Origin of the sequence: Lachnotalea sp. AF33-28, from assembly GCF_003477885.1 — a bacterium.
Lineage (GTDB): Bacteria > Bacillota > Clostridia > Lachnospirales > Lachnospiraceae > AF33-28.
The window spans coordinates 217,647-241,676 of record NZ_QUEE01000001.1 but is presented as its reverse complement, the minus strand read 5'-3'; the positions used below and the strand labels follow the sequence as shown (position 1 = coordinate 241,676).

Annotated in this window: 20 protein-coding genes; 18 read left to right on the top strand and 2 right to left on the bottom strand. The window is 51.5% G+C overall.

What is annotated here, in order from left to right:
- Positions 1 to 15: 15 nt before the first annotated feature.
- The 12 genes from rfbB to DWZ56_RS00930 all read left to right on the top strand — a co-directional run bounded on the left by rfbB (position 16) and on the right by DWZ56_RS00930 (position 12,578).
- Positions 16 to 1,041 carry a dTDP-glucose 4,6-dehydratase gene (gene rfbB, locus DWZ56_RS00985; RefSeq protein ID WP_118554515.1) on the top strand — a complete coding sequence of 342 codons (1,026 nt, stop codon included), beginning with the start codon at positions 16 to 18 and terminating at the stop codon, positions 1,039 to 1,041.
- Between the two features lie 5 nt (positions 1,042 to 1,046).
- The gene (rfbD, locus tag DWZ56_RS00980) at positions 1,047 to 1,898 is read left to right on the top strand and encodes a dTDP-4-dehydrorhamnose reductase (RefSeq protein WP_118554514.1); all 852 of its coding nucleotides are present in this window, start codon (positions 1,047 to 1,049) and stop codon (positions 1,896 to 1,898) included.
- Positions 1,899 to 2,032: 134 nt separating this feature from the next.
- Positions 2,033 to 3,379 carry a phosphoglucosamine mutase gene (gene glmM, locus DWZ56_RS00975; RefSeq protein WP_118554513.1) on the top strand — a complete coding sequence of 449 codons (1,347 nt, stop codon included), beginning with the start codon at positions 2,033 to 2,035 and terminating at the stop codon, positions 3,377 to 3,379.
- 238 nt (positions 3,380 to 3,617) lie between these two features.
- Positions 3,618 to 4,817: a pyridoxal phosphate-dependent aminotransferase gene (locus DWZ56_RS00970; protein ID WP_118554772.1), complete on the top strand. Its 1,200-nt coding sequence runs from the start codon at positions 3,618 to 3,620 to the stop codon at positions 4,815 to 4,817.
- A 24-nt stretch (positions 4,818 to 4,841) separates the two neighbouring features.
- On the top strand, positions 4,842 to 5,897 hold the full coding sequence (gene hisC / locus DWZ56_RS00965; RefSeq protein ID WP_118554512.1) for a histidinol-phosphate transaminase: 1,056 nt from the start codon (positions 4,842 to 4,844) through the stop codon (positions 5,895 to 5,897).
- A gap of 27 nt (positions 5,898 to 5,924) precedes the next feature.
- On the top strand, positions 5,925 to 6,863 hold the full coding sequence (locus DWZ56_RS00960) for a metal ABC transporter substrate-binding protein (protein WP_118554511.1): 939 nt from the start codon (positions 5,925 to 5,927) through the stop codon (positions 6,861 to 6,863).
- 13 nt (positions 6,864 to 6,876) lie between these two features.
- Entirely contained in the window at positions 6,877 to 7,611 is a 735-nt protein-coding gene (locus DWZ56_RS00955; protein WP_118554510.1) for a metal ABC transporter ATP-binding protein, read from the top strand.
- Position 7,612: 1 nt separating this feature from the next.
- Entirely contained in the window at positions 7,613 to 8,425 is an 813-nt protein-coding gene (locus DWZ56_RS00950; protein WP_118554509.1) for a metal ABC transporter permease, read from the top strand.
- A gap of 8 nt (positions 8,426 to 8,433) precedes the next feature.
- Positions 8,434 to 9,600, top strand: coding sequence for a sporulation integral membrane protein YtvI (gene ytvI, locus DWZ56_RS00945; protein ID WP_118554508.1), 1,167 nt, complete (start codon positions 8,434 to 8,436; stop codon positions 9,598 to 9,600).
- 209 nt (positions 9,601 to 9,809) lie between these two features.
- Positions 9,810 to 10,667 carry a diaminopimelate epimerase gene (gene dapF, locus DWZ56_RS00940; RefSeq protein WP_118554507.1) on the top strand — a complete coding sequence of 286 codons (858 nt, stop codon included), beginning with the start codon at positions 9,810 to 9,812 and terminating at the stop codon, positions 10,665 to 10,667.
- Positions 10,668 to 10,722: 55 nt separating this feature from the next.
- Positions 10,723 to 11,937 (top strand): LL-diaminopimelate aminotransferase, encoded by a 1,215-nt coding sequence (locus tag DWZ56_RS00935; protein WP_118554506.1) that lies wholly within the window; start codon positions 10,723 to 10,725, stop codon positions 11,935 to 11,937.
- 74 nt (positions 11,938 to 12,011) lie between these two features.
- A complete protein-coding gene (locus DWZ56_RS00930) occupies positions 12,012 to 12,578 on the top strand; it encodes a hypothetical protein (RefSeq protein ID WP_118554505.1) in 567 nt (188 codons plus the stop codon).
- A gap of 44 nt (positions 12,579 to 12,622) precedes the next feature.
- Here DWZ56_RS00930 and DWZ56_RS00925 read toward each other — a convergent pair whose 3' ends face one another.
- Positions 12,623 to 13,123 carry a DNA-deoxyinosine glycosylase gene (locus DWZ56_RS00925; protein ID WP_118554504.1) on the bottom strand — a complete coding sequence of 167 codons (501 nt, stop codon included), beginning with the start codon at positions 13,121 to 13,123 and terminating at the stop codon, positions 12,623 to 12,625.
- 268 nt (positions 13,124 to 13,391) lie between these two features.
- Between DWZ56_RS00925 and DWZ56_RS00920 the strand changes: the two genes are divergently transcribed.
- The 6 genes from DWZ56_RS00920 (at position 13,392) to DWZ56_RS00895 (ending at position 22,656) form a co-directional block, all read left to right on the top strand.
- A complete protein-coding gene (locus DWZ56_RS00920) occupies positions 13,392 to 14,822 on the top strand; it encodes an ABC transporter substrate-binding protein (RefSeq protein ID WP_118554503.1) in 1,431 nt (476 codons plus the stop codon).
- 70 nt (positions 14,823 to 14,892) lie between these two features.
- Complete coding sequence (locus tag DWZ56_RS00915) at positions 14,893 to 16,761, top strand: cache domain-containing sensor histidine kinase (RefSeq protein ID WP_118554502.1); 1,869 nt, start codon at positions 14,893 to 14,895, stop codon at positions 16,759 to 16,761.
- A complete protein-coding gene (locus tag DWZ56_RS00910) occupies positions 16,733 to 18,277 on the top strand; it encodes a response regulator (RefSeq protein WP_158584379.1) in 1,545 nt (514 codons plus the stop codon). The genes DWZ56_RS00915 and DWZ56_RS00910 overlap by 29 nt, the downstream gene beginning before the upstream one ends.
- Positions 18,278 to 18,389: 112 nt before the next feature.
- Positions 18,390 to 19,325, top strand: coding sequence for a carbohydrate ABC transporter permease (locus DWZ56_RS00905; RefSeq protein ID WP_243095003.1), 936 nt, complete (start codon positions 18,390 to 18,392; stop codon positions 19,323 to 19,325).
- A 12-nt stretch (positions 19,326 to 19,337) separates the two neighbouring features.
- Positions 19,338 to 20,177 carry a carbohydrate ABC transporter permease gene (locus DWZ56_RS00900; RefSeq protein ID WP_118554500.1) on the top strand — a complete coding sequence of 280 codons (840 nt, stop codon included), beginning with the start codon at positions 19,338 to 19,340 and terminating at the stop codon, positions 20,175 to 20,177.
- 19 nt (positions 20,178 to 20,196) lie between these two features.
- On the top strand, positions 20,197 to 22,656 hold the full coding sequence (locus tag DWZ56_RS00895; protein ID WP_118554499.1) for a hypothetical protein: 2,460 nt from the start codon (positions 20,197 to 20,199) through the stop codon (positions 22,654 to 22,656).
- Positions 22,657 to 22,764: 108 nt separating this feature from the next.
- On the opposite strand, the gene DWZ56_RS00890 is transcribed toward DWZ56_RS00895, so the two are convergent.
- A complete protein-coding gene (locus DWZ56_RS00890) occupies positions 22,765 to 24,000 on the bottom strand; it encodes a BTAD domain-containing putative transcriptional regulator (RefSeq protein ID WP_118554498.1) in 1,236 nt (411 codons plus the stop codon).
- Between the last annotated feature and the right edge of the window lie 30 nt (positions 24,001 to 24,030).

Sequence of the window (24,030 nt, the reverse complement as noted above, 5' to 3'; positions counted from 1 at the left end):
GAGGACCATAAGATTATGAAAATATTAGTTACCGGAGGCGCCGGCTTTATCGGCGGGAATTTTGTACATTACATGGTGAATAAGTATCCGGAGGATCAGATTGTTAACCTGGATCTGTTGACCTATGCGGGCAATCTCGAGACCTTAAAGCCGGTGGAAGGAAAGCCCAATTACAAATTTGTCAGAGGGGATATCGCAGACCGTCCGTTTATCATGGACCTGTTTGAGAAGGAGAGGTTCGATGTGGTGGTGAACTTCGCAGCGGAGAGCCATGTGGACCGCTCCATCACCGACCCCGGGATCTTTGTCAGGACCAATGTGCTGGGCACCCAGGTGCTGCTGGACGCTTCCAAAGAATATGGCGTGAAACGGTACCATCAGGTATCCACCGATGAGGTGTACGGGGATCTGCCCCTGGACCGCCCGGATCTGTTCTTTACCGAAGAGACCCCGATCCACACCTCCAGCCCGTACTCTTCCAGCAAGGCCAGCGCGGATCTGTTTGTGCTGGCATATTACAGGACATTTGGGCTTCCCGTGACCGTATCCAGATGCTCCAATAACTACGGCCCCTATCATTTTCCGGAGAAACTGATCCCTCTGATGATCAGCAGGGCTCTGGCGGATGAGAAGCTGCCGGTATACGGCAACGGCCAGAATGTGAGAGACTGGCTCCATGTGGAGGACCATTGCGTTGCTATCGATCTGATCATACGCAAAGGGCGCGTGGGCGAGATCTACAATATCGGAGGCCATAACGAAAGAACCAATCTCGAAGTGGTGCAGACAATCTTAAAGGCGTTAAACAAGCCTGAAAGCCTGATCCAGTATGTGAGCGACCGTCCCGGACATGACAGAAGATATGCGATCGATCCGACAAAATTGGAGACAGAGCTTGGATGGAAGCCGAAATACAATTTCGACACCGGTATCCAGCAGACCATACAGTGGTATCTGGATAACAAAGAATGGTGGCAGCATATTTTAAGCGGTGAGTATAGCAGCTATTTTGATCATATGTATGGCGAAAGGTTGAAATAAAACGTATGAGAGTATTGGTAACCGGAGCAAAGGGCCAGTTAGGCCATGATGTTGTAAATGAACTGGAGAAGAGAGGCCTGGAAGCGGTGGGCGTGGATGTGGAAGAGATGGACATCACCGATGCGCCCGCCGTGGACAGGTGTATCCGCGGGGCCGGCGCGGACGCGGTGATTCACTGCGCCGCTTATACGGCGGTGGATGCTGCAGAAGATAACGTGGAGCTGTGCCGCAGGGTCAACGCGGACGGAACTTATAACATTGCTCGGGTGTGCAGAGAGCTGGATCTGCCGATGATGTATATCAGCACGGACTACGTATTCGACGGCCAGGGCGAGCGCCCCTGGGATCCGGATGAAAAGAGAGACCCGCTGAATGTATACGGGCAGACCAAATGCGAGGGCGAGATGGCGATTGAAAAGCTGCTGTCCAAATATTTTATCGTGCGCATCGCCTGGGTATTCGGTGTAAACGGCAAGAATTTTATCAAGACCATGTTAAGGCTTGGCAAGGAGAAGGGCGCTGTCAGCGTGGTGGACGACCAGATCGGTTCACCTACCTATACCTATGATCTGGCAAGGCTTTTGGTGGATATGATACAGACGGATAAATACGGCATCTATCACGCGACCAATGAAGGGCTGTGCAGCTGGTATGAATTTGCACAGGAGATATTCCGTCAGGCTAGCATGGATGTAGAGGTAACGCCGGTGAGCAGCGAACAGTTCGCTGCCAAGGCAAAACGGCCGAAAAACAGCCGCATGAACAAAGATAAGCTGGATGAGATGGGATTTGAGCGGCTGCCTTCCTGGCAGGACGCGCTGTCCCGGTATCTGGCTGCTGTCGGCGGTCCGGTATAAAGGGCGGCAAATCCAGCTGCTTTACGGGAAAATCCAGATGGCTTTGTGCCGTCCGGATTTTTTCCGCTTATGTCACACGGGTTTATATGATATCAGTCAATTATGCGCATAACAGGCGCGGGAAAGAGGTTAAAATGGGAAAATATTTTGGTACAGACGGTTTTCGCGGAGAAGCCAACGTAACTCTTACAGTGGAACACGCCTATAAAGTCGGACGTTTTCTGGGATGGTATTTCTCGAAGGATCATACCTGCAAGGTGGCGATCGGCAAGGATACCAGAAGAAGCAGCTATATGTTTGAATATTCTCTGGTAGCGGGACTCACCGCCTCCGGCGCCGATGTCTACCTGCTCCATGTTACCACCACCCCCAGCGTTTCCTATGTGGTGAGAACCGAGGACTTCGATATCGGTATCATGATTTCCGCCAGCCACAATCCCTTCTATGATAACGGTATCAAAATCATCAACGATAAAGGCGAGAAGATGACAGAGGATGTGATCACCGAAATTGAGGCTTACATAGACGGAGAGATGGGAGAGATCCCCTTCGCTACCAGGGAAAAAGTCGGCAGAACCACCGACTATGTGATGGGACGCAACCGCTATGTGGGCTATCTGATTTCCCTGGCCACCCGTTCCTATAAGGGCATCAAAGTGGGGCTGGACTGTGCCAACGGCAGTTCCTGGTCCATTGCCAAAAATATTTTTGACGCTCTGGGCGCCAAGACCTATGTGATCAACAACGAGCCTAATGGCCTTAATATCAATACCGGATGCGGGTCCACCCATATCGAAGCGCTGCAGAAATATGTGGTGGACAACGGCTTGGATGTGGGATTCGCCTATGACGGCGATGCGGACCGCTGCATCGCTGTGGATGAGAACGGCAATGTGGTGGACGGCGACCTGATCCTGTATATCTGCGGTCTCTATATGAAGGAGAGGGGCATGCTGGATACCAATACGGTGGTCACCACCGTAATGTCCAATCTGGGACTTTACAAAGCCTTTGATATCGCGGGGATCAATTATGAGAAAACCAGCGTGGGCGATAAATATGTCTATGAAAATATGTCCAATAACGGACACAGGCTGGGTGGAGAGCAGTCCGGGCATATAATTTTCAGCAAATACGCCACTACCGGCGACGGCATACTGACCTCGCTGAAGATCATGGAGGTTATGCTGGAGAAGAAGGAATCCCTGGGTAAGCTTGTAAGTCCTGTGGAGATATATCCCCAGCTTCTTAAAAATGTGCGGGTAAAGAGCAAACCGGATGCCAGAAACGATGAGGATGTAAAAGCTGTGATTGCCAGAGTGGAAGGCGAGCTGGGCACGGACGGACGTGTGCTGGTAAGGGAAAGCGGAACGGAGCCCCTGCTGCGCGTGATGGTGGAAGCCAAAACCGACGAACTGTGCGGAAAATATGTGGATGAAATCGTGGCTGTTCTGGAACAGAAAGGGCATATTATCGGTTAGAAATCTCATGGGATGGGACATCATGTGTCCGCGATAAACATATCAGATTATGGAGGGACCGCAGGTGGCAGCAGGCCGTCTGCGGTTTTCCCGAAGCGGAAGCGCACTGAAGTGCGCGCAGGTCATCAACCTGGCGGTTGGTGACAGTGAAGCGAAAGCGCACTGAAGTGCGCGTAAGTCATCAACCTGACGGTTGGTGACAGTGGATGAATTAGGAAAGGGTACGAGGCAGAATATGATGATTTCAGAGAAGATGAAGCCGCTTGTGTCCAACAATTCGGCGATTCGCGTGATGTTTGAAGAAGGAAAACGGCTGGCGGGCATTTACGGAGCGGAGAATGTGTTTGATTTCAGCATCGGCAATCCGAATGTGCCGGCGCCGGAGGCCGTGAACCGGGCGATCAGGGAGATCCTGGAAGAGGAGCCCTCCACTTTTGTTCACGGCTATATGAGCAACGCAGGTTATGAGGATGTGCGGGAGGCTGTGGCGCAGTCGATCAACAGGAAGTTTCATACATCCCTTGAGGGGCGGAATATTATTATGACCGCAGGTGCGGCGGACGGTCTCAACGCGATACTGAAATGCCTGCTCAATCCCGGGGATGAGGTGATTGTATTTGCGCCGTATTTTCTGGAATACGGCAACTATACGGCCAATTATGACGGAAAGCTGGTGGTGATTCCGCCGAATCCTCCCGACTTCCAGCCGGATCTTCAATGCTTAAAAGAAAAGATCACGGACAGGACCAAAGCGGTGATTATCAACACGCCTCACAATCCCACCGGTGTGATCTATTCGGAGGAGACCATACGCAGCCTGGCAAAGGTTCTTGAGGATAAACAGAAAGAGATCGGGCATCCGATCGTCCTTATCTCGGATGAACCTTACCGTGAACTGGCCTATGACGGCGCCGATGTTCCCTATATAACCGGGTATTATGATAATACGGTGGTCTGCTATTCCTTCAGTAAATCCCTCTCCCTGGCAGGAGAGCGTATTGGCTATCTGGTGATACCCGATGCGGTGGAGGACAGCGGGGAACTGTTGCAGGCAGCGGTGATCGCCAACCGTGTGCTGGGTTATGTCAACGCACCGTCTCTGATGCAGCGCGTGATTTTGCGATGCGTGGATGAGGAAGCGGATGTGGCCTATTATGAGAGAAACAGAAATCTGCTGTATACCGGCCTGATCGCCTGCGGTTTCAGCTGCATAAGGCCCCAGGGGGCTTTCTACCTATTCTTGAAATCGCCGGAGCCGGATGAGAAGAAATTCTGTGAAGCGGCGAAAAAATACAATATCCTGATGGTGCCCGGCAGTTCTTTCGCCTGCCCCGGTTATGTTCGGATATCCTACTGTGTATCCTATGAGAAGATTGAGCGCGCTCTGCCCGCTTTTAAAAAGCTGGCGGCGGAGTACGGCCTGCTGCAGGCAGAATGAATGCAATGAGAAAAGAGGATGATTATGAGCGGCTGGATAGAAAATATTCGCAGGGTGATTCCCTATGTGCCGGGAGAGCAGCCCCGGCGGACCGATATTATAAAGCTGAATACCAATGAAAACCCGTATCCGCCGGCGCCGGGAGTGCGCGCGCTGGCACAGTCCATGGATACGGATGTCCTTAGGCTCTATCCGGACCCGGGTGCGGCGGAGCTTACCGGCGTGCTGGCAGATCATTATGGTCTGAAGCCGGATCAGGTGTTTGTGGGTGTGGGCTCGGATGACGTGCTTGCCATGGCGTTTCTGACCTTCTTTAACTCGGACAGGCCCATACTGTTTCCGGACATCACCTATTCCTTTTACAGCGTATGGGCGGACCTGTTTCGTATTCCCTATGAGCGTCCGGCGCTGGATGCGGACTTTAAGATTTGCAAGGAAGACTATTACAGGGAGAACGGCGGGGTGATCTTTCCAAATCCCAACGCGCCCACGGCCATCTTTGAGGAGCTTGATGCTGTGGAAGATATCATAAGGCATAATCAGGATTCAGTGGTGATCGTTGACGAGGCCTATGTGGATTTCGGCGGAGAGTCGGCGCTGCGCCTGATCAGTACATATGACAATCTGCTGGTGGTGCAGACCTTTTCCAAATCCCGCTCCATGGCAGGCCTGCGCATCGGGTATGCGATGGGCAGCCCGGAGCTGATCCGGGCGATGAACGATGTGAAATATTCCTATAATTCCTATACGATGAACCGGCCTTCGCAGATACTGGGTATCGAAGCGGTAAAGGACGATGAATATTTCAGGGAAACATTGGAAAAAATCATTACTACCAGAGAGCATGCGAAGAAAAAGCTGGAGAGTCTGGGGTTTGAGGTCACGGATTCACGGGCGAATTTCTTGTTTGCCTCGCATCCGGACTACCCGGCAGAAGAGCTCTTTGCCATGCTCAAGGAGTCCGGGATTTATGTGCGCTATTTTAAGGCGCCCCGCATTGACAATTATCTGCGCATTACGGTGGGCACCGATGAGCAGATGGAGGCCCTGTACCGCTGTCTGGAAGATATCATGAAATGAACATGCGGTTCATAAGAAGGATTGACTGTGAAAAATAAATATGTATTTGTATTTGTGATGCTGCTATGCATCAGCCTGGCGGGTGTGGGAGTCATCGCAATAAGCGCGGGCTCCTCTGAAAGCGGCCATGGGGAATTTCGGATCGTGACCTCCTTCTATCCGGTCTATGTCGCCGTAGAGAATATTGCGGGCGGCATTGAGGGGGTGGAGCTTTCCAACATGACCGAGCCAAAGACCGGATGCCTTCACGATTATCAGCCCAGCACCAAGGATATGGTGCTTCTGAATGAGGCGGATGTGTTTGTGATCAACGGAGGCGGCATGGAGACCTTTATGGAGGATGTGGCTTCCAGAGTTCCGGGCCTTGGGATTGTGACGGCTTCCGACAACATGGAACTGCTTGAAAACCGCAGCGGGAGCCATGAGGGCCATGAAACAGAACATGACCATGGGGATAAAAACGCCCATGTGTGGATGAGCCTTGCCCGTTATGAAACTTTTGTGGATAATATCGCTTCCGGACTTGCCGGGGCGGACCCGGTCCATGCATTGGCTTACCTTGACAATGCCGCGGATTATAAGCGCAGCGTAGCGGAGCTTTCCGGGGAGACGGACGGGGTCAGGGAGTTTGTAAAGGGCAGGAGGGCCGTTCTGTTTCAGGAGTCTTTTATGTATCTGGCGGAGGATCTTGGGCTGCCGGTTCTGGAAGTCCTTGATCTGGACGGCGAGGCAGCGGTGAGCGCGGGGGACATATCCCATATCATCGATCTGATCGGCAGTGACGGAGAAGATACACTTCTGCTGTGTGAGGAGCGTTACAGCAGATCCATTGCAGAGACTATATCCCAGGCCACCGGCGCACCTGTCTGTGTGCTGGATACGCTGACGGAAGGCGATTACGCCGTCGACTCCTACCTCACCTCTTACCGTTCAAATTTAAAAAAGATAACAGAGGCTGTTAAGTAGAGGAGGCGGCGCCATGAAATGCGGGCTTCACTGCATTAAAATCCATGATATGACGGTCACTATGGGCGGGGAGACGATCATCGAACACGTCAATCTGCATATACACTGCGGATCCATCTGCGCGGTGATCGGAAAAAACGGAGCCGGGAAATCCACTTTGATCCGGGCCATACTGGGAGAGGTGCCCTATACCGGCAAAGTCGAGTTTAAGGATCTGAAGGATCAGACCTTCCATAATTTAAAGATCGGCTATGTGCCGCAGCACCTTAACATCGATAAAAATACGCCTTCCAGCGTCTATGATCTGATTGCCAGCTTTCACAGCGGCGCTCCGGTGTTTCTGTATAAAAATAAAAAGCTGTACCGGGAGATACGGGATAATCTGAAGCTGTTTCAGGCGGAGGAGCTGATCGACCGGCAGGTCTGCAATCTGTCAGGCGGCCAGCTGCAGAGAGTTCTGCTCACCATGGCTGCGATAAAAAAGCCTAATCTGCTGCTGCTCGATGAACCTGTTTCCGGCATAGACCGGCCCGGCATGCAGATGTTTTTTGACACCATAAAATATCTTTCCGAAAACAATGATCTGGCTGTGGTGCTGATTTCCCATGATCTGGATTATGTGGCCAGATATGCGGATCAGGTCATGCTGCTGGACAAGACGGTGCTGGCATCGGGCACGCCCGGGGAAGTCTTTGAAAGCGAGAGCTTTCAAAAAGAGTTCGGCGTCCGGGAGGTACAGGAGGTATGAGATGAATTTGCTGTCCTTTCTGGAATATGATTTCATGCGCAACGCGCTGCTTGCCGTCTGCATCATCACGCCGCTGTTCGGCCTGATGGGCACCATGGTGGTGGAAAATAAGATGGCGTTTTTTTCCGATGCGCTGGGGCATTCGGCGCTGACCGGCATCGGCATAGGCGTGATACTGGGAATCGGCAATGTAAATCTGATTATGATTGTATTTGCGATTCTTTTTGCGCTGCTTCTGAATAAAATAAAACAGAGCAGATTTGTGGGGACGGATACGGTAATTTCCGTATTTTCCTCCTTGAGCATCGCTTTGGGACTTGCCATACTGTCCCAGGGCGGCAATTTCAGCAGATATTCAAGTGTGCTGGTAGGCGATGTGCTTAGCATAACGGCGCAGGAGATCGTGAACCTGGCGGTGATATTCGGCGCGATCCTGATCTTCTGGCTGTTCTGTTTCAACATGCTGCATGCGATCAGCATCAACCGCAGTCTGGCGGCCAGCTACGGAGTGCCGGTAAAGTGGATGGAGAACCTCTTCGCAGCGGCCCTGGCCGTGATCGTCATGCTGTCCATACGGTGGGTGGGAATCCTGCTGATCAACGCCCTTTTGATCCTGCCGGCGGCTGCCGCCAGAAATATATCCGCAAATATGAGGGAATACCACTTCTTCTCCGTGCTGTTCTCCCTGTTTTCCGGCATCCTGGGTCTGGTTGTGTCCTTCTACTGCAATATGGCCACAGGACCGGCCATTGTGATCGTTGCGGCCGTCATATTCTTCTGTACCTTTTTTTACAGTAAAAGCCATGGAAGCTGAGGTGAGTTATGCAGACATTTCAGAAGTATCTTAGAATTACACTCAATATCATAATACCGTTTGCTGTAATCCTGTTGATCGCTTTGCTGGGACCGCGGCTGCTGGGCTTTTTCATGCCCTTTATCATAGGCTGGGTGATTGCCATGATCGCCAATCCGCTGGTGCATTTTCTGGAAAAGCGGCTGAAGATCGTGCGCAAGGCCAGCTCACTCGCCATCGTGGTGGGAGTGCTTGCGGTCATCGTGCTGGGCGGTTATTACCTGATCAGCAATGTGGTGACGCAGTGCGTGGAATTTATCCGGGACCTGCCGAATCTGTTCGAACAGATAGAGACGGAACTGGACTATATGCTGATGCGTTTTTCCGGACTGTTCGCCATGCTCCCGATGTCTGTCCAGGAAGCGCTTCAGAATATGGGCACCAAAATCAATGACTATGCCAGCTCCTTGGTATCTCACATCGGCGATCCAGCCATCGAGGTGGCCGGCAATGTGGCCAAGGGCATCCCGGGCGCGCTTGTCTATACGGTGGTGACAATCATGTCCTCCTATTTCTTTATAGCGGAACGGGAGAAGGTGCTGGACGTCCTTAGAAAATATATGCCCGGCAGCCTCCAGCGCTATACGAGGATGGCGAGCAGCAATACAAAGCGGCTGGTGGGAGGATATTTCCTGGCTCAGTTTCGCATCATGTTCGTGGTGGCGGTGCTTCTCGTGGCGGGATTTTGGATCCTACATATCAAATACAGCGTGCTTCTGGCCATACTGATCGCATTCCTGGATTTTCTGCCGGTGTTCGGAACCGGTACGGTCCTGATCCCATGGGCGCTGCTTAAATTTTTTAACGGCGAGTATTATCTGGCCATAGGCCTGGGTGTTTTGTATGTGGTGACGCAAGTGACCCGCCAGCTGATCCAGCCTAAGATCGTGGGGGACAGCATGGGCTTAAACCCTATGGCGACCCTGTTTCTGCTCTATGTAGGCTTTCGCGTCGGGGGACTGGGCGGTATGATATTGGCAGTCCCTGTGGGCCTGATCGTCATAGAGTTCTATAAGTTCGGGGCTTTTGACTCCCTGGTGAATGCCGTAAGGGAACTCATAACGGAAGTCAACAGCTTCCGGTTCTCAAAAGACCAATCCGCAAAGGATACCGGCGGCAGGGATGATAAGGAATAATATTGGCATTTTATTGACAAATAACCGGGCGGCTGTTATCATCATACAATGATAGCAACCGTTCAGAAAGCAGGAAAAACGGTGCAATGGAAACTGTAAAAACAAAGCGGCCGATGATCCGGGCCGTACACAAAACAGGCGCCGGCCTGGCTTTCGGACGAAGATATAGATAGACGCATGCAGAAAACTGCGTAAGAATGGAGCAAAGAATGAAATTTACCAAAATGCATGGTATCGGCAACGATTATGTGTATGTAAACTGTTTTGAAGAAGAGGTCCCCGATCCCAGCCGCATGGCGGAGCTGGTGAGCAGCCGGCGTTTCGGCATCGGTTCGGACGGACTGATACTTATAAAGCCGTCGGATCTCGCGGATTTTAAAATGGAGATGTACAACGCGGATGGCTCCAGGGGAGCCATGTGCGGAAACGGTATACGCTGTGTGGCAAAATATGTCTATGACCATGGCATGACGAACATGACCGAGCTGGCGATTGAGACGGATTCAGGCATTAAAACAGTGACCTTAAGCGTGAAAAACGAGCGGGTGGGTCTGGTGACGGTGGATATGGGCGTTCCGTATCTGACCAGCAACCGGGCCTCCCTTGATCTGTCGCAGGTGCCCAAAGAGATGCTGATTCATGACCAGATCTGGGAAACGCTGAATGTGAACGGTAAAGATTATCCGATGATCTGCATCAGCGTGGGCAATCCCCATGCGGTGGTGTTTATGGAGGACATAGACAGCCTGGATATTGAAAAGTTAGGACCGGACTTTGAAAAGCACGAACGCTTTCCCGACCGTACGAACACCGAATTTGTCCAGGTGGTGGACACGAGGAACATCCGGATGCGCGTGTGGGAGCGCGGGTCAGGAGAGACCATGGCCTGCGGTACCGGCGCCACGGCATCGGCCGTAGCTTTTGCGCTTGCCAATTATACGGCAGAGGATGAAGTTACCGTCAAGCTGTTGGGAGGTTCCCTTACGATCCATTGGGACCAAAACAGGGGACATGTGCTGATGACCGGTTCCGCCACGGAAGTATTCCGCGGCGAGATCGAGATATAAAGGCTATATGTTTGGGGAGACAGGGTGACAAATATAAGCAGAGAGGAAAACAACCATGTACAAAGTAAACGACAATTATCTTAAACTGCCGGGAAGCTATCTGTTTGCAGCCATCGGCAAGAAAGTGAACACATATGCCGGACTGCATCCGGATAAGAAAATCATCCGCCTGGGCATTGGGGATGTGACCCAGCCGCTGGCGCCTGCAATCATAAAGGCGCTGCACAGCGCGGTGGATGAGATGGCGGACGCCGCTACTTTTAAAGGTTATGCGCCGGATCTGGGCTATGAGTTTTTGCGCAATGCTATCGTGGAAGGCGATTTTGCCTCCAGAGGCTGCGACATTCAGGCGGATGAAATCTTTGTAAGCGATGGGGCGAAATGCGACTGTGGTAATATACAGGAACTATTTTCACTGGATAATAAGATCGCCGTATGCGATCCCGTGTATCCGGTCTATGTGGATTCCAACGTGATGGCGGGCAGGACAGGCACCTATGATGCCGATGCGGAAACCTGGAGCGATGTGATCTATATGCCCTGTACGCTGGAGAATCATTTTACGCCGGAGCTTCCTAAAGAGACGCCGGATCTGATCTACCTGTGCTATCCCAATAATCCCACCGGTGCGGCGATTACAAAGCCGGAGCTGCAGAAATGGGTGGATTATGCCAATAAAGTGGGTGCGGTGATCCTGTATGACGCCGCCTATGAGGCATATATAACGGAGGAGGGCATACCCCATTCGATCTATGAATGCGAGGGCGCCAGAACCTGCGCCATCGAATTCCGCAGCTTTTCCAAGAATGCGGGCTTTACAGGATTACGCCTGGGCTACACCGTAATCCCGAAGGACTTAAAGAGGGGGGAGGCATCCTTGCATGATATGTGGGCAAGGCGCCATGGGACGAAGTACAATGGGGCTCCTTACATTGTGCAGAAGGCCGGAGCAGCCGTCTACAGTGAAGAGGGCAGGGCACAGCTGAAAGAGCAGGTTGCATATTACCTGAATAACGCCAGGACGATCTTCGACGGACTGAAAGCCGCAGGCTATACCGTGGCTGGCGGTGTGAATTCTCCCTATGTATGGCTGAAAACACCGGATAAGATGACCTCCTGGGAATTCTTCGATTATTTGCTGGAGAATGTCAATGTGGTAGGCACGCCCGGTTCCGGATTTGGGCCCAGCGGGGAAGGCTATTTCCGCCTGACCGGCTTTGGAACGTATGAGAATACGCTGGAAGCGGTGGAGAGAATTAAGAGTCTGTAAGAGGATTTATTTTCCATCACCGATTGACACTATCTGCATAACATATAGTAAAACGATCGGTGGTAATCTGCTATATGAATATTGACCCTCGCAGCAACTTCTTTTTGCAGGGCAACGTAAGGCGGATCAATAACGCCTTTATTGAAGATGCTTTCTGCACAAACAATGCGAATGCATTTATAGTGGTTTCCCTCGCCAACGGGGAGACAATCCAACTGAATCTCAACCGAAATACGGTTGTATTAAATGCTTTCGGGCAGAATATGTGTTTATGCTGTCTGCAGCCGGGCATGCGGATCAGTGCTGTGATCTCGTCGAGCACGACCAGAAGCATACCGCCGCAGGCAACGGCTTTTCTGGTGGCTGTCCAGAGAAATTTCCGTCCGCCTTCTTCGGTTACGACAGGCCGTATTATTCTGGTCGACTTCGATAACCGCTTTATTATCACGGAAGATCCGAATAATATCCGCAACCAGACCAAGTTTATAATCACAAATACGACGACTATCAACAACCGCTTTGGCGCTCCGGTCAGGTTCAGCGCCCTGCAGCCGGGACAGATGGCCAGAATCACGCATGCAAATTTTCAGACAGCCAGCATACCGCCGCAGACAACGGCGTTTAATATCCAGCTGCTCTAGTGTGCCTGAACAATTGTAAAATGCGTTTAAAATATAGCCAGGGCTCATGCCCCGGCTATAAGATTTTCCAATATAACCGACCAGGCCTGCGTGAGCCGTTCCAGGGACCAGGCGGCATTGGCGGGGCTGGTGGAGGGAAGGCGAACGGCCGGCATGCCGGCCGATTCCTCACAGTATTTACGGTACAGCTTATAGGCCGTCTCCCCGTTGGCATAAATCTGTTTTACGGGGGCGCGTTTCAGTATCATTGTCAGATCTGCTGGCACCACGTTGCGGATGCTGCTGTCGCTGGAACCCTGTATGTCACAGCTTTCTATAACATCCCATACCGCAATATGGCGGGAGAGCAGCATTTTCCTTTTTTCATCGACCGTTGCCGGCAGCGGTTCATTAAGCAGTCTGCCAAGCACCTTCCAAAAACGGTTTTGGGGATGGTGGTAATAGAAGTTTCCTTCCCGGGATTTTACAGAAGGGAATGACCCCAAAATCAGTATGCGCGAATCGCAGTCAAATACCGGCTCAAAAGTGTGTTCAACATGTTCCATCTTTCATATCCTCATTCTTTGTCATAGTCTGCTGATTCTTTTACTTTTCCCATTAAAAGCATTATACCGTCAACCGGCGCTGTTATGCAATAAGATAACGAATACCCATACTGCGCAAATTGTGATATACTGCAATAAAAGGCACACTGATCAATGCCGATCTGTATATTTTCAACATATATTCCTACGTTTTTCGATTCTCAATCCGGGAAATACACAGTATGATTGTCAATGTAAATAAGAAACGATTCGTCAAGGAGGAATGAAAATGAAAAAGAAAAGCAAGATCCTGGCACTTCTTACCACATTGACCCTGATCTGTACAGCGGCCGGCTGCAGTGGGAAAGATGCCGTAACTACAACTCCTGCAGCCGATGGCAGTTCAGCCGGACAGGCTGCGCAGGACAGTACCGCGGCCAATGCCGCATCCAAGGATAAAATTACGATCACTTACTGGAATACCAACCGTCATGATCAGGAATATATGACGCCCCTGATCGAGGAATTCAACAACACTAACAGCGACAATATCTATATTGACTATCAGATTTATGCGGAAAACTATTCCCAGATGCTGGATCTGGCATTCAGCACCGATTCCGCTCCGGACGTATTTCAGATCCCAAACAACGAGTTCAGCACCATTACGGAAAAGGGTTATGCCCTGGATATCGCTCCCTACATGGATGACGCCTACAGAGCCAGGTTTGGGGATGGCGCTTTCGTAGAGGGAATCAATTCCATAGGGGATGCGGTTTACTCCCTTCCTTATACCGCATCGGCAGTACGCCTATTTTACAATAAGGACATATTCGAACGCGTGGGCATAGATCATGCGCCCGAAACCCTGGCGGAGATGGTGGAGGATGCAAAGCTGATTACAGAGCAGCTGTCCGGTGAGGGCATCTACGGTATCGCGGGAAATTATAAGGGCGGAAACGCCGTGGCCCGCACCATTGATCCGATCGTAATGAAAAGCGGCGGCACGAGGAACGGATTTGACTATAAGACCGGTACCTTTGATTTCTCCAGTTATAAACCGGTGCTGGAAGCGTTTCGGGATATGTATTCTACAGGCGCTGCCTTTCCGGGAAGCGAATCTCTGGACATCGATCCTTTAAGAACGCAGTTTGCGGCGGGCAAGATAGCCATGTATATGTCCTTAAGCCATGCGGAGCCCGGTGTATATGAATCCCAGTTCCCTACGGACATTCACTGGGACTGTGCGCTGGTACCTACGGTTGACGGCACTGCAGCCGGCAAACAGCAGCTTTGGGTGGGAGGTTCCAACCTGGCTGTCAACGCCAATACGGAGCATCCGGAAGAGAGCTGGAAAGTGATGGAGTTTTTGCACAGCGATGAGGTGATGAGCGGATACTACACGGCCGGCCTGGGCACGGTCATGATACCCAGCGCGGTGGAAAAGGCGGAGCCTCCGGAATCCATGAAGAAGATGCCGTGTCTGGAGCTGACGGAGGACGATCAGAACTGGCCGGCGCTCCCTACCAATATGGTAGTGGAGGGTAAAGACTATCCCACTGTCTGTACGGAGGTGATTTTTGGAATCACCGATGTGGATGCGGCTATCGAGGATCTGAATACACGTTACAATGCGGCATATGACAAGCTTGTGGAAAGCGGTCAGGAACGCATCGTTTATCCCAATTTTGATCCGTTAAATCAGAATACCGATAAGTAAAGAAACAGGAAACAGAGAAGAGTTCGGTCACTCTTCTCTTTTCCGCATATTACATAAAGGAGATGACATATTGAATCCGGAAATCAAAGCCAAACGCACTCTTAGCTTTCGCAATAAACTATCCGTAGCGCTGCTGGCAGTGGTGTTTGCCATCCTTCTGATAAGCCAGGGGCTGCTGTACCGTCTGGTGGCCGGGAGAATTGAAGTTCAGGCCAGAGAACGTGCGCAGACCAGTCTGGCGGCCATCGGGACGTATATGGAAACAAAGGTGAAGAATGTCATCGAACGTCTCTATTATATCCGCATGGACCAATCCTTTTCCAACGCGGTGGAAAAACTGCTGCTGGAACCAGGTTCTGCTATGGACGGAGATATTATGAGCAGCATCAGCAATACACTGTCCCTTTATAAGATCACAGAGCCGCTGATTTCTTCCCTTTATTTCTATACGCCGGAAGCTTCCTATACGGATATGACCGTATTTGTTACAAAAAATTATAGCTTTGAAAATTCTAAGCTGTATTCCCTTGTCCGGGAAGGGTATGGGCCTATAATATGGGGGACACCCTGTACAGATGAAATATTCATCTCCCATAAGGAGGTGGTTCCTCTGCTGTACCGCTTTACTATTGACGGTTACAGCCGGGATAATGTGATACTGGCCAACCTGGACCAAAACCGGATCTATGAGTACCTTAAGGATATCCTGTATGCGGAAGATGCCAGTGTGCTGCTTTTTGACGACGGCGGCCAGGTAATCGCTTCCCGCATGATTGATGGTCACATAGATTTTGTTGAAAAGGGTCTGGAACCTAAATATCTAAGTACGCTCGCCGGCCAGGGGAACGGCGTCTACAATGAGCACATGGGGGGAGAAGAATACTGGCTTAATTATCAGGAGATATCCGCCTCTCCATGGAATATTGTCTATATCCAGTCCAAGAGCGACGCCCTGGCCAGGCTGACCTCGTTGACACGTTCATTTATCGTGATCAACCTGGTGGTGATCCTGATCACTTTTTTAGCCGTCACCGGCGTTGTGAAAAAGATCACTCACCCGCTCTATCAGCTTTCTGTAACAATGAAAAATGCAGGAAAAGAAAACTACGAGATCGGTTTTCCCTATTACAGGAAGGATGAGATCGGTGTGCTGGCCTCCAGTTTCAACAACATGCTGCAGTATACCCATGAGCTGATTATGAGTCTGAATCAGACTATAGAGCAGCTGCAGGATGAAAAGGAGAAGGTGAGGATACAGCAGCTGCTGAAACGACGGGCGGAGCTGAAGGCGCTGCAGGCGCAGATCAACCCACATTTCCTCTACAATACACTGGATTCCATACGCTGGAAGGCGGAGGAGATCGATGCGGAAGATATCAGCCAGATGACACAGGCCCTCGCGACTCTGTTCCGTATCGGCCTGTCCCGGGGCCGTGAGATCATTCCTGTTGAGGATGAGATACGGCATGTGACCAGTTACCTCAAGATACAGTGCCAGCGGTATGGGGATCGGTTGAGCTATGAACTCAAGGCAGCCTCTGATTTGGACAGTCTGTATATCGTCAAGCTGGTGCTGCAGCCGCTGGTGGAAAATGCCATCTATCACGGCATTAAGGAAAAGGGCAGTAGAGGTACGGTGAACATTACCGGCTTTCAGGAGAATGGAGCGGTGGTGTTTACGGTGGAGGATGACGGGGTGGGTATACCGGAGGATAAGCTGGCCGTCATCCGGAAAGATCTGGCCAGAAATCTTTCCGTCAGCAAGGAAGGCTATGGAATATTTAATGTCAATGAAAGGATACGCCTGTATTTCGGAGACGATTACGGCGTCACGATAGACAGCGTGTACGGTAAGGGCACAAAGGTAACGATCCGTATGCCCATCATTGAAGAAAAGGATGTGGAAACTTATGTACCGTATTCTGATAGCAGACGATGAAAAGAGCATTCGGGACGGCGTGGCCAGATATCTGGCAAAGCACTGTGCGGACTTTGAAGTGGCCGGACTGGCCGAAAACGGTGAGGAAGCTCTGAAACTGGCCCAATCGCTGCTGCCCGATGTGATTATCACAGATATTACGATGCCGCGTATGAACGGGCTGGATTTTCTGGAAAATATCAGCTGCCTGCTGCCGGATGCAAGGCTGATTGTTTTAAGCGGCTATGACCGGTTCGAGTACGCCCGGCAGGCGCTTAGAATCGGTGTCAGGGAGTACCTGCTGAAGCCGCTGGATACCACTAAGCTGCTGGCCATACTGGAGAAATTTAAAAAAGAGCTGGATCAGAGCAGAAGGGCGTTGGGGCCCTTGGCAGGAGTGGACCTCAAAGACAGTCACAGAAATCCCAGGCTGGAACAGCTGTATGGCAAACTGCTTAACGGCGGAAATAGTGAAACCGAGCCTATGATACAGGAACCGGCCAGCTACTGCTGTGTTCTCTGCAGCGGAGATGTCAAGGAAGAGATTATAAGAGAAGGCCTGTACCGCAAATTCGCCAGGCTGGGAGAACCTGTTCTGATCCGGATGGAAGCCGGAATTTATGCGGCGGTGTTTCGTCTGCCGGGAGAGCGGGCTTCAGAAGAGTTCCTCAAGCTCAACCTTGGACTCACTTCTCTGGCCAATTATATGCGGTCGGAAGGGCTGGGAGAGCTGCATTTTTTTATCGGAGGGTTTGTAACCTCTGTGAAAGGTCTGCCCATATCCATGTACCAGGCCAGACAGGCCATGGAATATGGATTTATTGAGGATATGCCGCCCGCTGTCAATTATGAGGACAGCCAGGCAGGCCGCATGGCGGTCTGCCTGTATCCTCCCGAAGAGATACAAAAGGAGCTGGCCCTTGCGGTGAATTACGGAAACGAAACGATGGCGCGGGCACGGGTATGTGATTTATGCAGCTGGTTTGACGAGAACGGGATCAGGGACGCTGCTTTCATACGCATGTGCTTTCTGACCGCGGGCCATCGCATCCAGAGCCCGGGCCGAGACGCTGTCCGCATCAGCTATCTGGAAGCGGAGCGGTTCAGGAGGGATGTGCTGACCGCCCGGAGCTTCCTGAGGCTTAAAGAGGTTTTTCTGGATTTCATAATTTTTCTCATCGGCAGAAAAAGAGGGGAGATAACTGAAAAACAGGTGATCTCGGAAAAGGTGGATCGGATTTTGCGGGAAAATATGGCCAACCCGGAGTTCAGTCTGGATGATGTTGCCGGACTTTTGTTCATCAGCCCCAACTATCTTCGGCAGCTGTTCAAGCAGGAGACCGGCATGACTTTCGTGGAATACCTGACCAGAGCCCGCCTGGAACATGCTAAATTTCTCCTAAGCAGCACCGATCTGAAGGTCAGTGAGGCGGCGGAACTGGTCGGCTATAAGGATCCACGCTATTTCTCTTCCTGCTTTAAAAAGATGTTTCATATATCGCCCAGCGATATCTCTGCGAATTCTACATTATCTTAAAATTTTCTACTCCGCTTCTGACGTTTTTACATCACTGCCCCTCCGGGAGCAACAGTATAATGGGATCATGTAATGACAAAGATTTCATAAAGTTGCCTAAGGAGGGGTTGATTTGAAAAAGAACGACAGAAAGAAAAACGGTCTCTGGAAAACGCTCAAAAGGGAGAGAACCTCCTATCTGATGCTGCTTCCCAATATCATTATGTTTGCGGCCTTTACAGTTTACCCGTTGTGCTGGGCGCTGCGCTATATGCTCTATGATTACAGGGGCTATGGTGAGGCCAGGTACATAGGGCTTGAAAATTTTGTCCGGCTCTTCACAAGAGATAGCCAGTACTGGGACGCGGTGGTCAACACATTGGTCTATGTAGGCGGAAAGCTGATTCTTACCATACCTCTGGCCTTTCTGCTGGCGGTACTGCTGTCGAAGAGCAGCAGGAGCAATGCTGTGGCGCAGTCCATCATTTTTACACCCACCATCATGAGCAGCGCGGTCATGGCGCTGGTATTCTATCTGCTGTTTAATACCTATAACGGAGAAATCAACCGACTTCTGATGGATCTGGGGCTGATCAAAGAAAATGTCAACTGGCTGGGTATAGACTATGCCATGCTGACTGTCATCATTATCGCGGTCTGGGGCGGCGTGGGCAATTATATGGTGTATTTCATAGCGGGGCTTACGGGCATACCTTCGGATGTATATGAAAGCGCAAAGATCGACGGCGCAAACAGCGTACAGATACTGTTTAAGGTAACGCTTCCTATGATGGCGCCCGTGCTCAAGATGATTCTGATGCTGGCTCTGGTCATATCCTTTATGGATATGCAGAGCATCATGGTGCTGACGGAAGGCGGTCCCATGGGACAGACCAATGTCATGTTCCTGTATATCTACCAGCTGTTCTTTCCGATTACGGTGGGCTCGGCAGCGCCGCAGGAGTTTGGTTACGGCGCGGCGGTCAGCCTGGTATCCGCCTGCATCATTGGAATGTTTACCGGCCTGTACCTGTTTTTGTCACGCAAGCTGGATAAGATCACCGAATAGGAGGAAAATGCGATGAAAATCAATAAAGTGATCGGCCAGGTGCTGAAATGGCTCTTTGTGGGGGCTATGTGCCTGTTTACGATTTATCCCGTTATATACGCGGTAGTGGGCTCTTTCAAGACAAATGCGGAGCTGACGTTGGGCGGAGGATTCTTTCCGGAGAAATGGCATTATGAAAATTATACCTACGCTTTTGAGCAGCTGGATTTCGGTCGATATACGGCAAACAGCGTGATGCTTTCCCTTTTTACCGTGTTGTTTTCTGTCGTGACCGCCTCTATGGCTGCATATGTAATGGCCAGGCGGACTTTCCCGGGGAAAAAGCTCATGTCTGCGCTCTATCTATGTTCCATGTTTGTTTCCATCGGATCCGTGGCGCTCTATCCACTGTACAAACTGCTTTCGGGTCTGGGGCTGACGAAATCGGTCATCGGTCTGGCGCTTCTTATGACTGGCGGCCAGGCAGCCAATATCTTTCTGGTATCCGGATTTGTCAGGGGAGTGCCTAAGGAACTGGATGAAGCGGCGACCATAGATGGTGCCGGGATGTTCCGGATCTTCTGGCAGATTATTGTACCGGCGATTAAGCCCATATTGGGAGTAGTGGCGCTGTTTTCCTTCCGGCAGGCATGGAATGAATTTGTCTCCGCGCAGGTATTCACGATGTCGAACCCGGGGCTGAAGACGCTTAGCGTAGCGGTTGCCAACTTAAGATACAGCGCCAATGCGGCGGCTGAGTGGCATATCATGGCGGCTGGTGCTTCCATCGCGCTGCTGCCTATACTGATTGTCTATCTGTTCGCCAACAGGCAGTTTATCACCGGCCTGACCGCGGGCGCTGTCAAGGGATGAGAGAGGAGGGAATTCCATCATGCAGGAATTTCATGTGAACAGAAACGGATTTGTAACCAATTATCTGGTCTGCGGTCCCCTGGAGTCGCCTTTTACAACGGACAAAAGGGACAGCAATCAGCTGCATTTTGAAAAATATCTGCGCTCTGTGGTCGCAGCTAAGGAGGTGCTGCCTCCGGTAAATGAGGCATTTCCCGGAGATATGGGGCCGGAGGGCCGGCCATGGAGATACTGGTTCTCCCACGGCGACTGGTTTGTGGATTTCAGCACCTTTTACTCCGTGCCGGCCAGAGTGGAACTGTCCGCCGCAACTGTGCTGCGGGTGCGGGAGGATATGGAAGTAAGAGCGGTGCTCTGGACCTATATGACGGCCGATATCTTCTGTAACGCTATGCACATCGGCCGCATGGATCCGCCGGTCTATAAGCCTATAAACCGTCTGGAGCTCACCCTGCCCCTAAGAAAAGGGGACAACTCCCTGTATCTTAAACTTCAGAATCTGGGTGTGCGGGATACCAGGAGCCTGTTCGGCCTTCAGCTGCTGGAACACCGTGATGAGGTATGCGTATGCCTTCCCGGCCGGATCACGGAAGAATATGCAAAGCTGGAACAATGGCTTGAGGGGATACATCCCGCTGACGGATGGTTGGTATTTGCCGCCCCCGCGCCTGCCAATACCACGGCCTGCTTTACTAAAAAAGCCGTGCAGTTTGAAAATGCGGACCCGGATGAGGTGACGGTAAGGCTTGATGGGAAGAAAGAGCTTGCTCTGATTAAAAATCTGCCCCATATCCTGATTTCATGCCGTCTTGAGGATACTGTGCTGACGAGACATCTGGAGATGATTGCGGACATAAAACCTCTGCCCGGCCGGACAGAAGCAGGCGGACGGTCCAGTGAGGAAATTATTTGTGAGAATTACCGGAGAATCCTTGAACGCATAGCCAAAGAGCCGGGAACCAGGAGGAACGGCGGTTTGTTCGCCATGCCAAACCTTTTGGCCAGGAAGGCGCTGCACGCAGAACTGCCGGAAGACGGGAGGTATCTTAACGAATGCCTGATCCCCCTGCATGATCGGTATGACTGTTCCGATTTCACTATGGGTGGCCTGCTCCGTTATCTTCATAACTATGAGGTTGAAGAAGAGACAAAAGCCCGCATTAAGGAGGCGATACTGGGCTACCGTTACTGGATGGACCAGGACGGCGCTGACGGTATGTGCTTCTGGAGTGAGAACCACGCCCTGATGTTTTATTCCTGTGCCATGACGGCCGGGGCGATGTATCCTTTTGAATGGTTTTCGCGGGCGGGCATGACTGGCCGGCAGCTTATGGCTTTTGGCGAACGCAGGGTAGGGGAGTGGCTTGACTGCGTGGAAAAGGACGGATTTGAAGAATTTTTAAGCACCGGCTATCTGTTCGTAACCTTTGCCGGCCTGCTTAACGTGATTGATTATGGGAAGGATGCGCTGGCCCGCAGGGCGGAGGCGGCCGCCGACCGGCTGCTGACCATGCTGGCAATGCACGCGTTTCAAGGGACTCCTATCGCTCCGATGGGACGGGTATACCGCGGCGTGCTCTACCCCTTCCAGCAGCCCTCACAGGTGCTGCTAAACATGATCAATCCGTCCGCGCCTTTTGTTGAGGACGGAGGAGAAGGGTGGGCGGCCTTTACCGCTACCACCCGGTACCGCCCGCCGGCCGGCCTTGCAAAGCTGATGGAGGAAGAGATATACACCAGCTATTCCACGGGAAATGCGCTGATTTGTCTGTGCAAGACAAAGGATTACTGTCTGACTTCCGCTCAGTCACCCAGGGAGGACGGCGGTTTTGTGCGATGGGAGAACCTGACGCTGAAGCCGGATGCGGATACAGGAGCGCATGCGTATACGCGTTCTCTTAATGAGCGTTTCCATGGGACCACATGCTTTGAACCGGGAGTCTACGGATATCAGCAGCATCTGTGGTATGCGGCGCTGGCGAAGGATACGCTGGTCTTTACAAACCATCCGGGGGGCACCTGTGATTCCAGCAGCATGCGCCCCGGATACTGGTATGGCAACGGAGTCCTCCCGGCTCTTAAACAGGAGGGAAGCATGCTGGGGGTGATCTACTCCATACCTGCGGAACATCCCGTGCATTTTACCCATCTGTTCTGGCCGAGGGTCAAGTTTGACCGAACACACATGGAAGGGAGCTGGTTCTTCGGAGCCCGGCAGAACGGCTATGTCTGCATATGGTGCAGCGGCAGTCCGGAGCCCTTTGGGGATCAGCTGTTTGACTGTGAATACAGGGTATATGGCAGCGATATGGCATACCTCTGCCTGTGCGGCAGCAGGGATGAACACCCTGATCTGGAGAGCTTTATGGACTGCTGCCGGAAGAAGGAACCGGTTTATGACAAAGAGAACCGGTGCCTGACTGCTTTAGGATTTCAGATGCAGTTTGTGCCAAGCAGAGACCGGACTCAGTATGTTTGACACTATAAAGCACCCCATTATCCCATGCTTGCCTGCACCAGGGTATCGGAAAAGCTGGGAAGAGAAATGGGAATATTTTGCCCCCCGCCAATCCGGCGGGGGGCAAAATTATGATACGACTCTGGAAAGCGATATTTCCTCCAGACTGAATTGTATATTCACCTTAGGATACTTGGACAGCGCATAAAATCTGGTCAGAATGCGGTTGGTCACCATTTCGGCGGATTCAAAGGTGCAGGTGGGCAGCATGACCACATACTGGGAACCGCTGTAACGGGACGCCACATCTCCGATGCGCAGGGAGCCGTTCAGCACACCTTTCAGCTGTTCCATGGCGTCGTTGATGACCTTCAGATAAGTGTCGCTGTTCTGGGATACATAGGCCTTGGGGGTGACTGTGAGCAGCAACACGTATTCGGAGAGTCCGAGGCGGGCGGATCTGCGCACCTCCAGGCGGTAAATCTGGCGGAATACCCCGTATTCGCACAGGAATACACCTTCTGGCTCCGCTTCCTCAGACAGGTCTGACTGTATGACGCTTAAGTCGGTCTCCAGTTCATTTTTTGACTTTAACAGGTCCTGATACACTTCCTGCAGCTCTTTGGAAGGCTTCGTGCCGAGATTTTCATACAGCGCCGCGGTGGCCTTGGAGTAATGAGCCAGGGCCAGACCATGCTTGTTCTGCCCCACTAAAGCTTTGATGAACAGACAGTGCAGCTGTTCGTCAAGCCCATCCTTTTCTATAGCCTTTGAGCATACGGACGCCATCTTATCATATTGCTGATCCAGCTCATACAGCCCCGCCAGCGCCTTGGCGGCGTCCAGAAACAGTGTGTGATAATAGGTGGAGACAGGTATCACCCAATGTTCCGAGGCCTGTTTGGGCAGAAAATCACCCTGATAGAGCTCCACTGCGTTTTCATACCACTCTGTCTGCTCCTGCAAAGAACCGCCGCTCTTTGCACGCCGGCAGTATTCTTCAAATTCCTCTGCATCCACATAGACCGGTATTTCAGGATTCCAGTAATAAGAACCGCGTCCTGTGAGTATGTAATTGCTCTCCCCCAGGATTTCCTTTAAAACATTGCGAAGCCGGTAAGCGAGATTTTTCAGGGCGCCTACCGGATTCTCCGTTTCATCCTCAGACCACATCGCATCGGAGAGCTCCTGCACCGGAATGATACTGCCGTGATGGGACAGAAGGTAGGCGAGCAGTTTTGCCACCATCTCGGAGCGTATATTATCCTCATTCAGCACACCCTTGGAACTGATTACCTGGAACTGGCCGAAAAGGTTCACAATTATTTTTTCATTTGTCGGATTGTTTTCCTCAGATGTTTTCATTTTCAACCTCGTATTGTCCACCGCATGAAT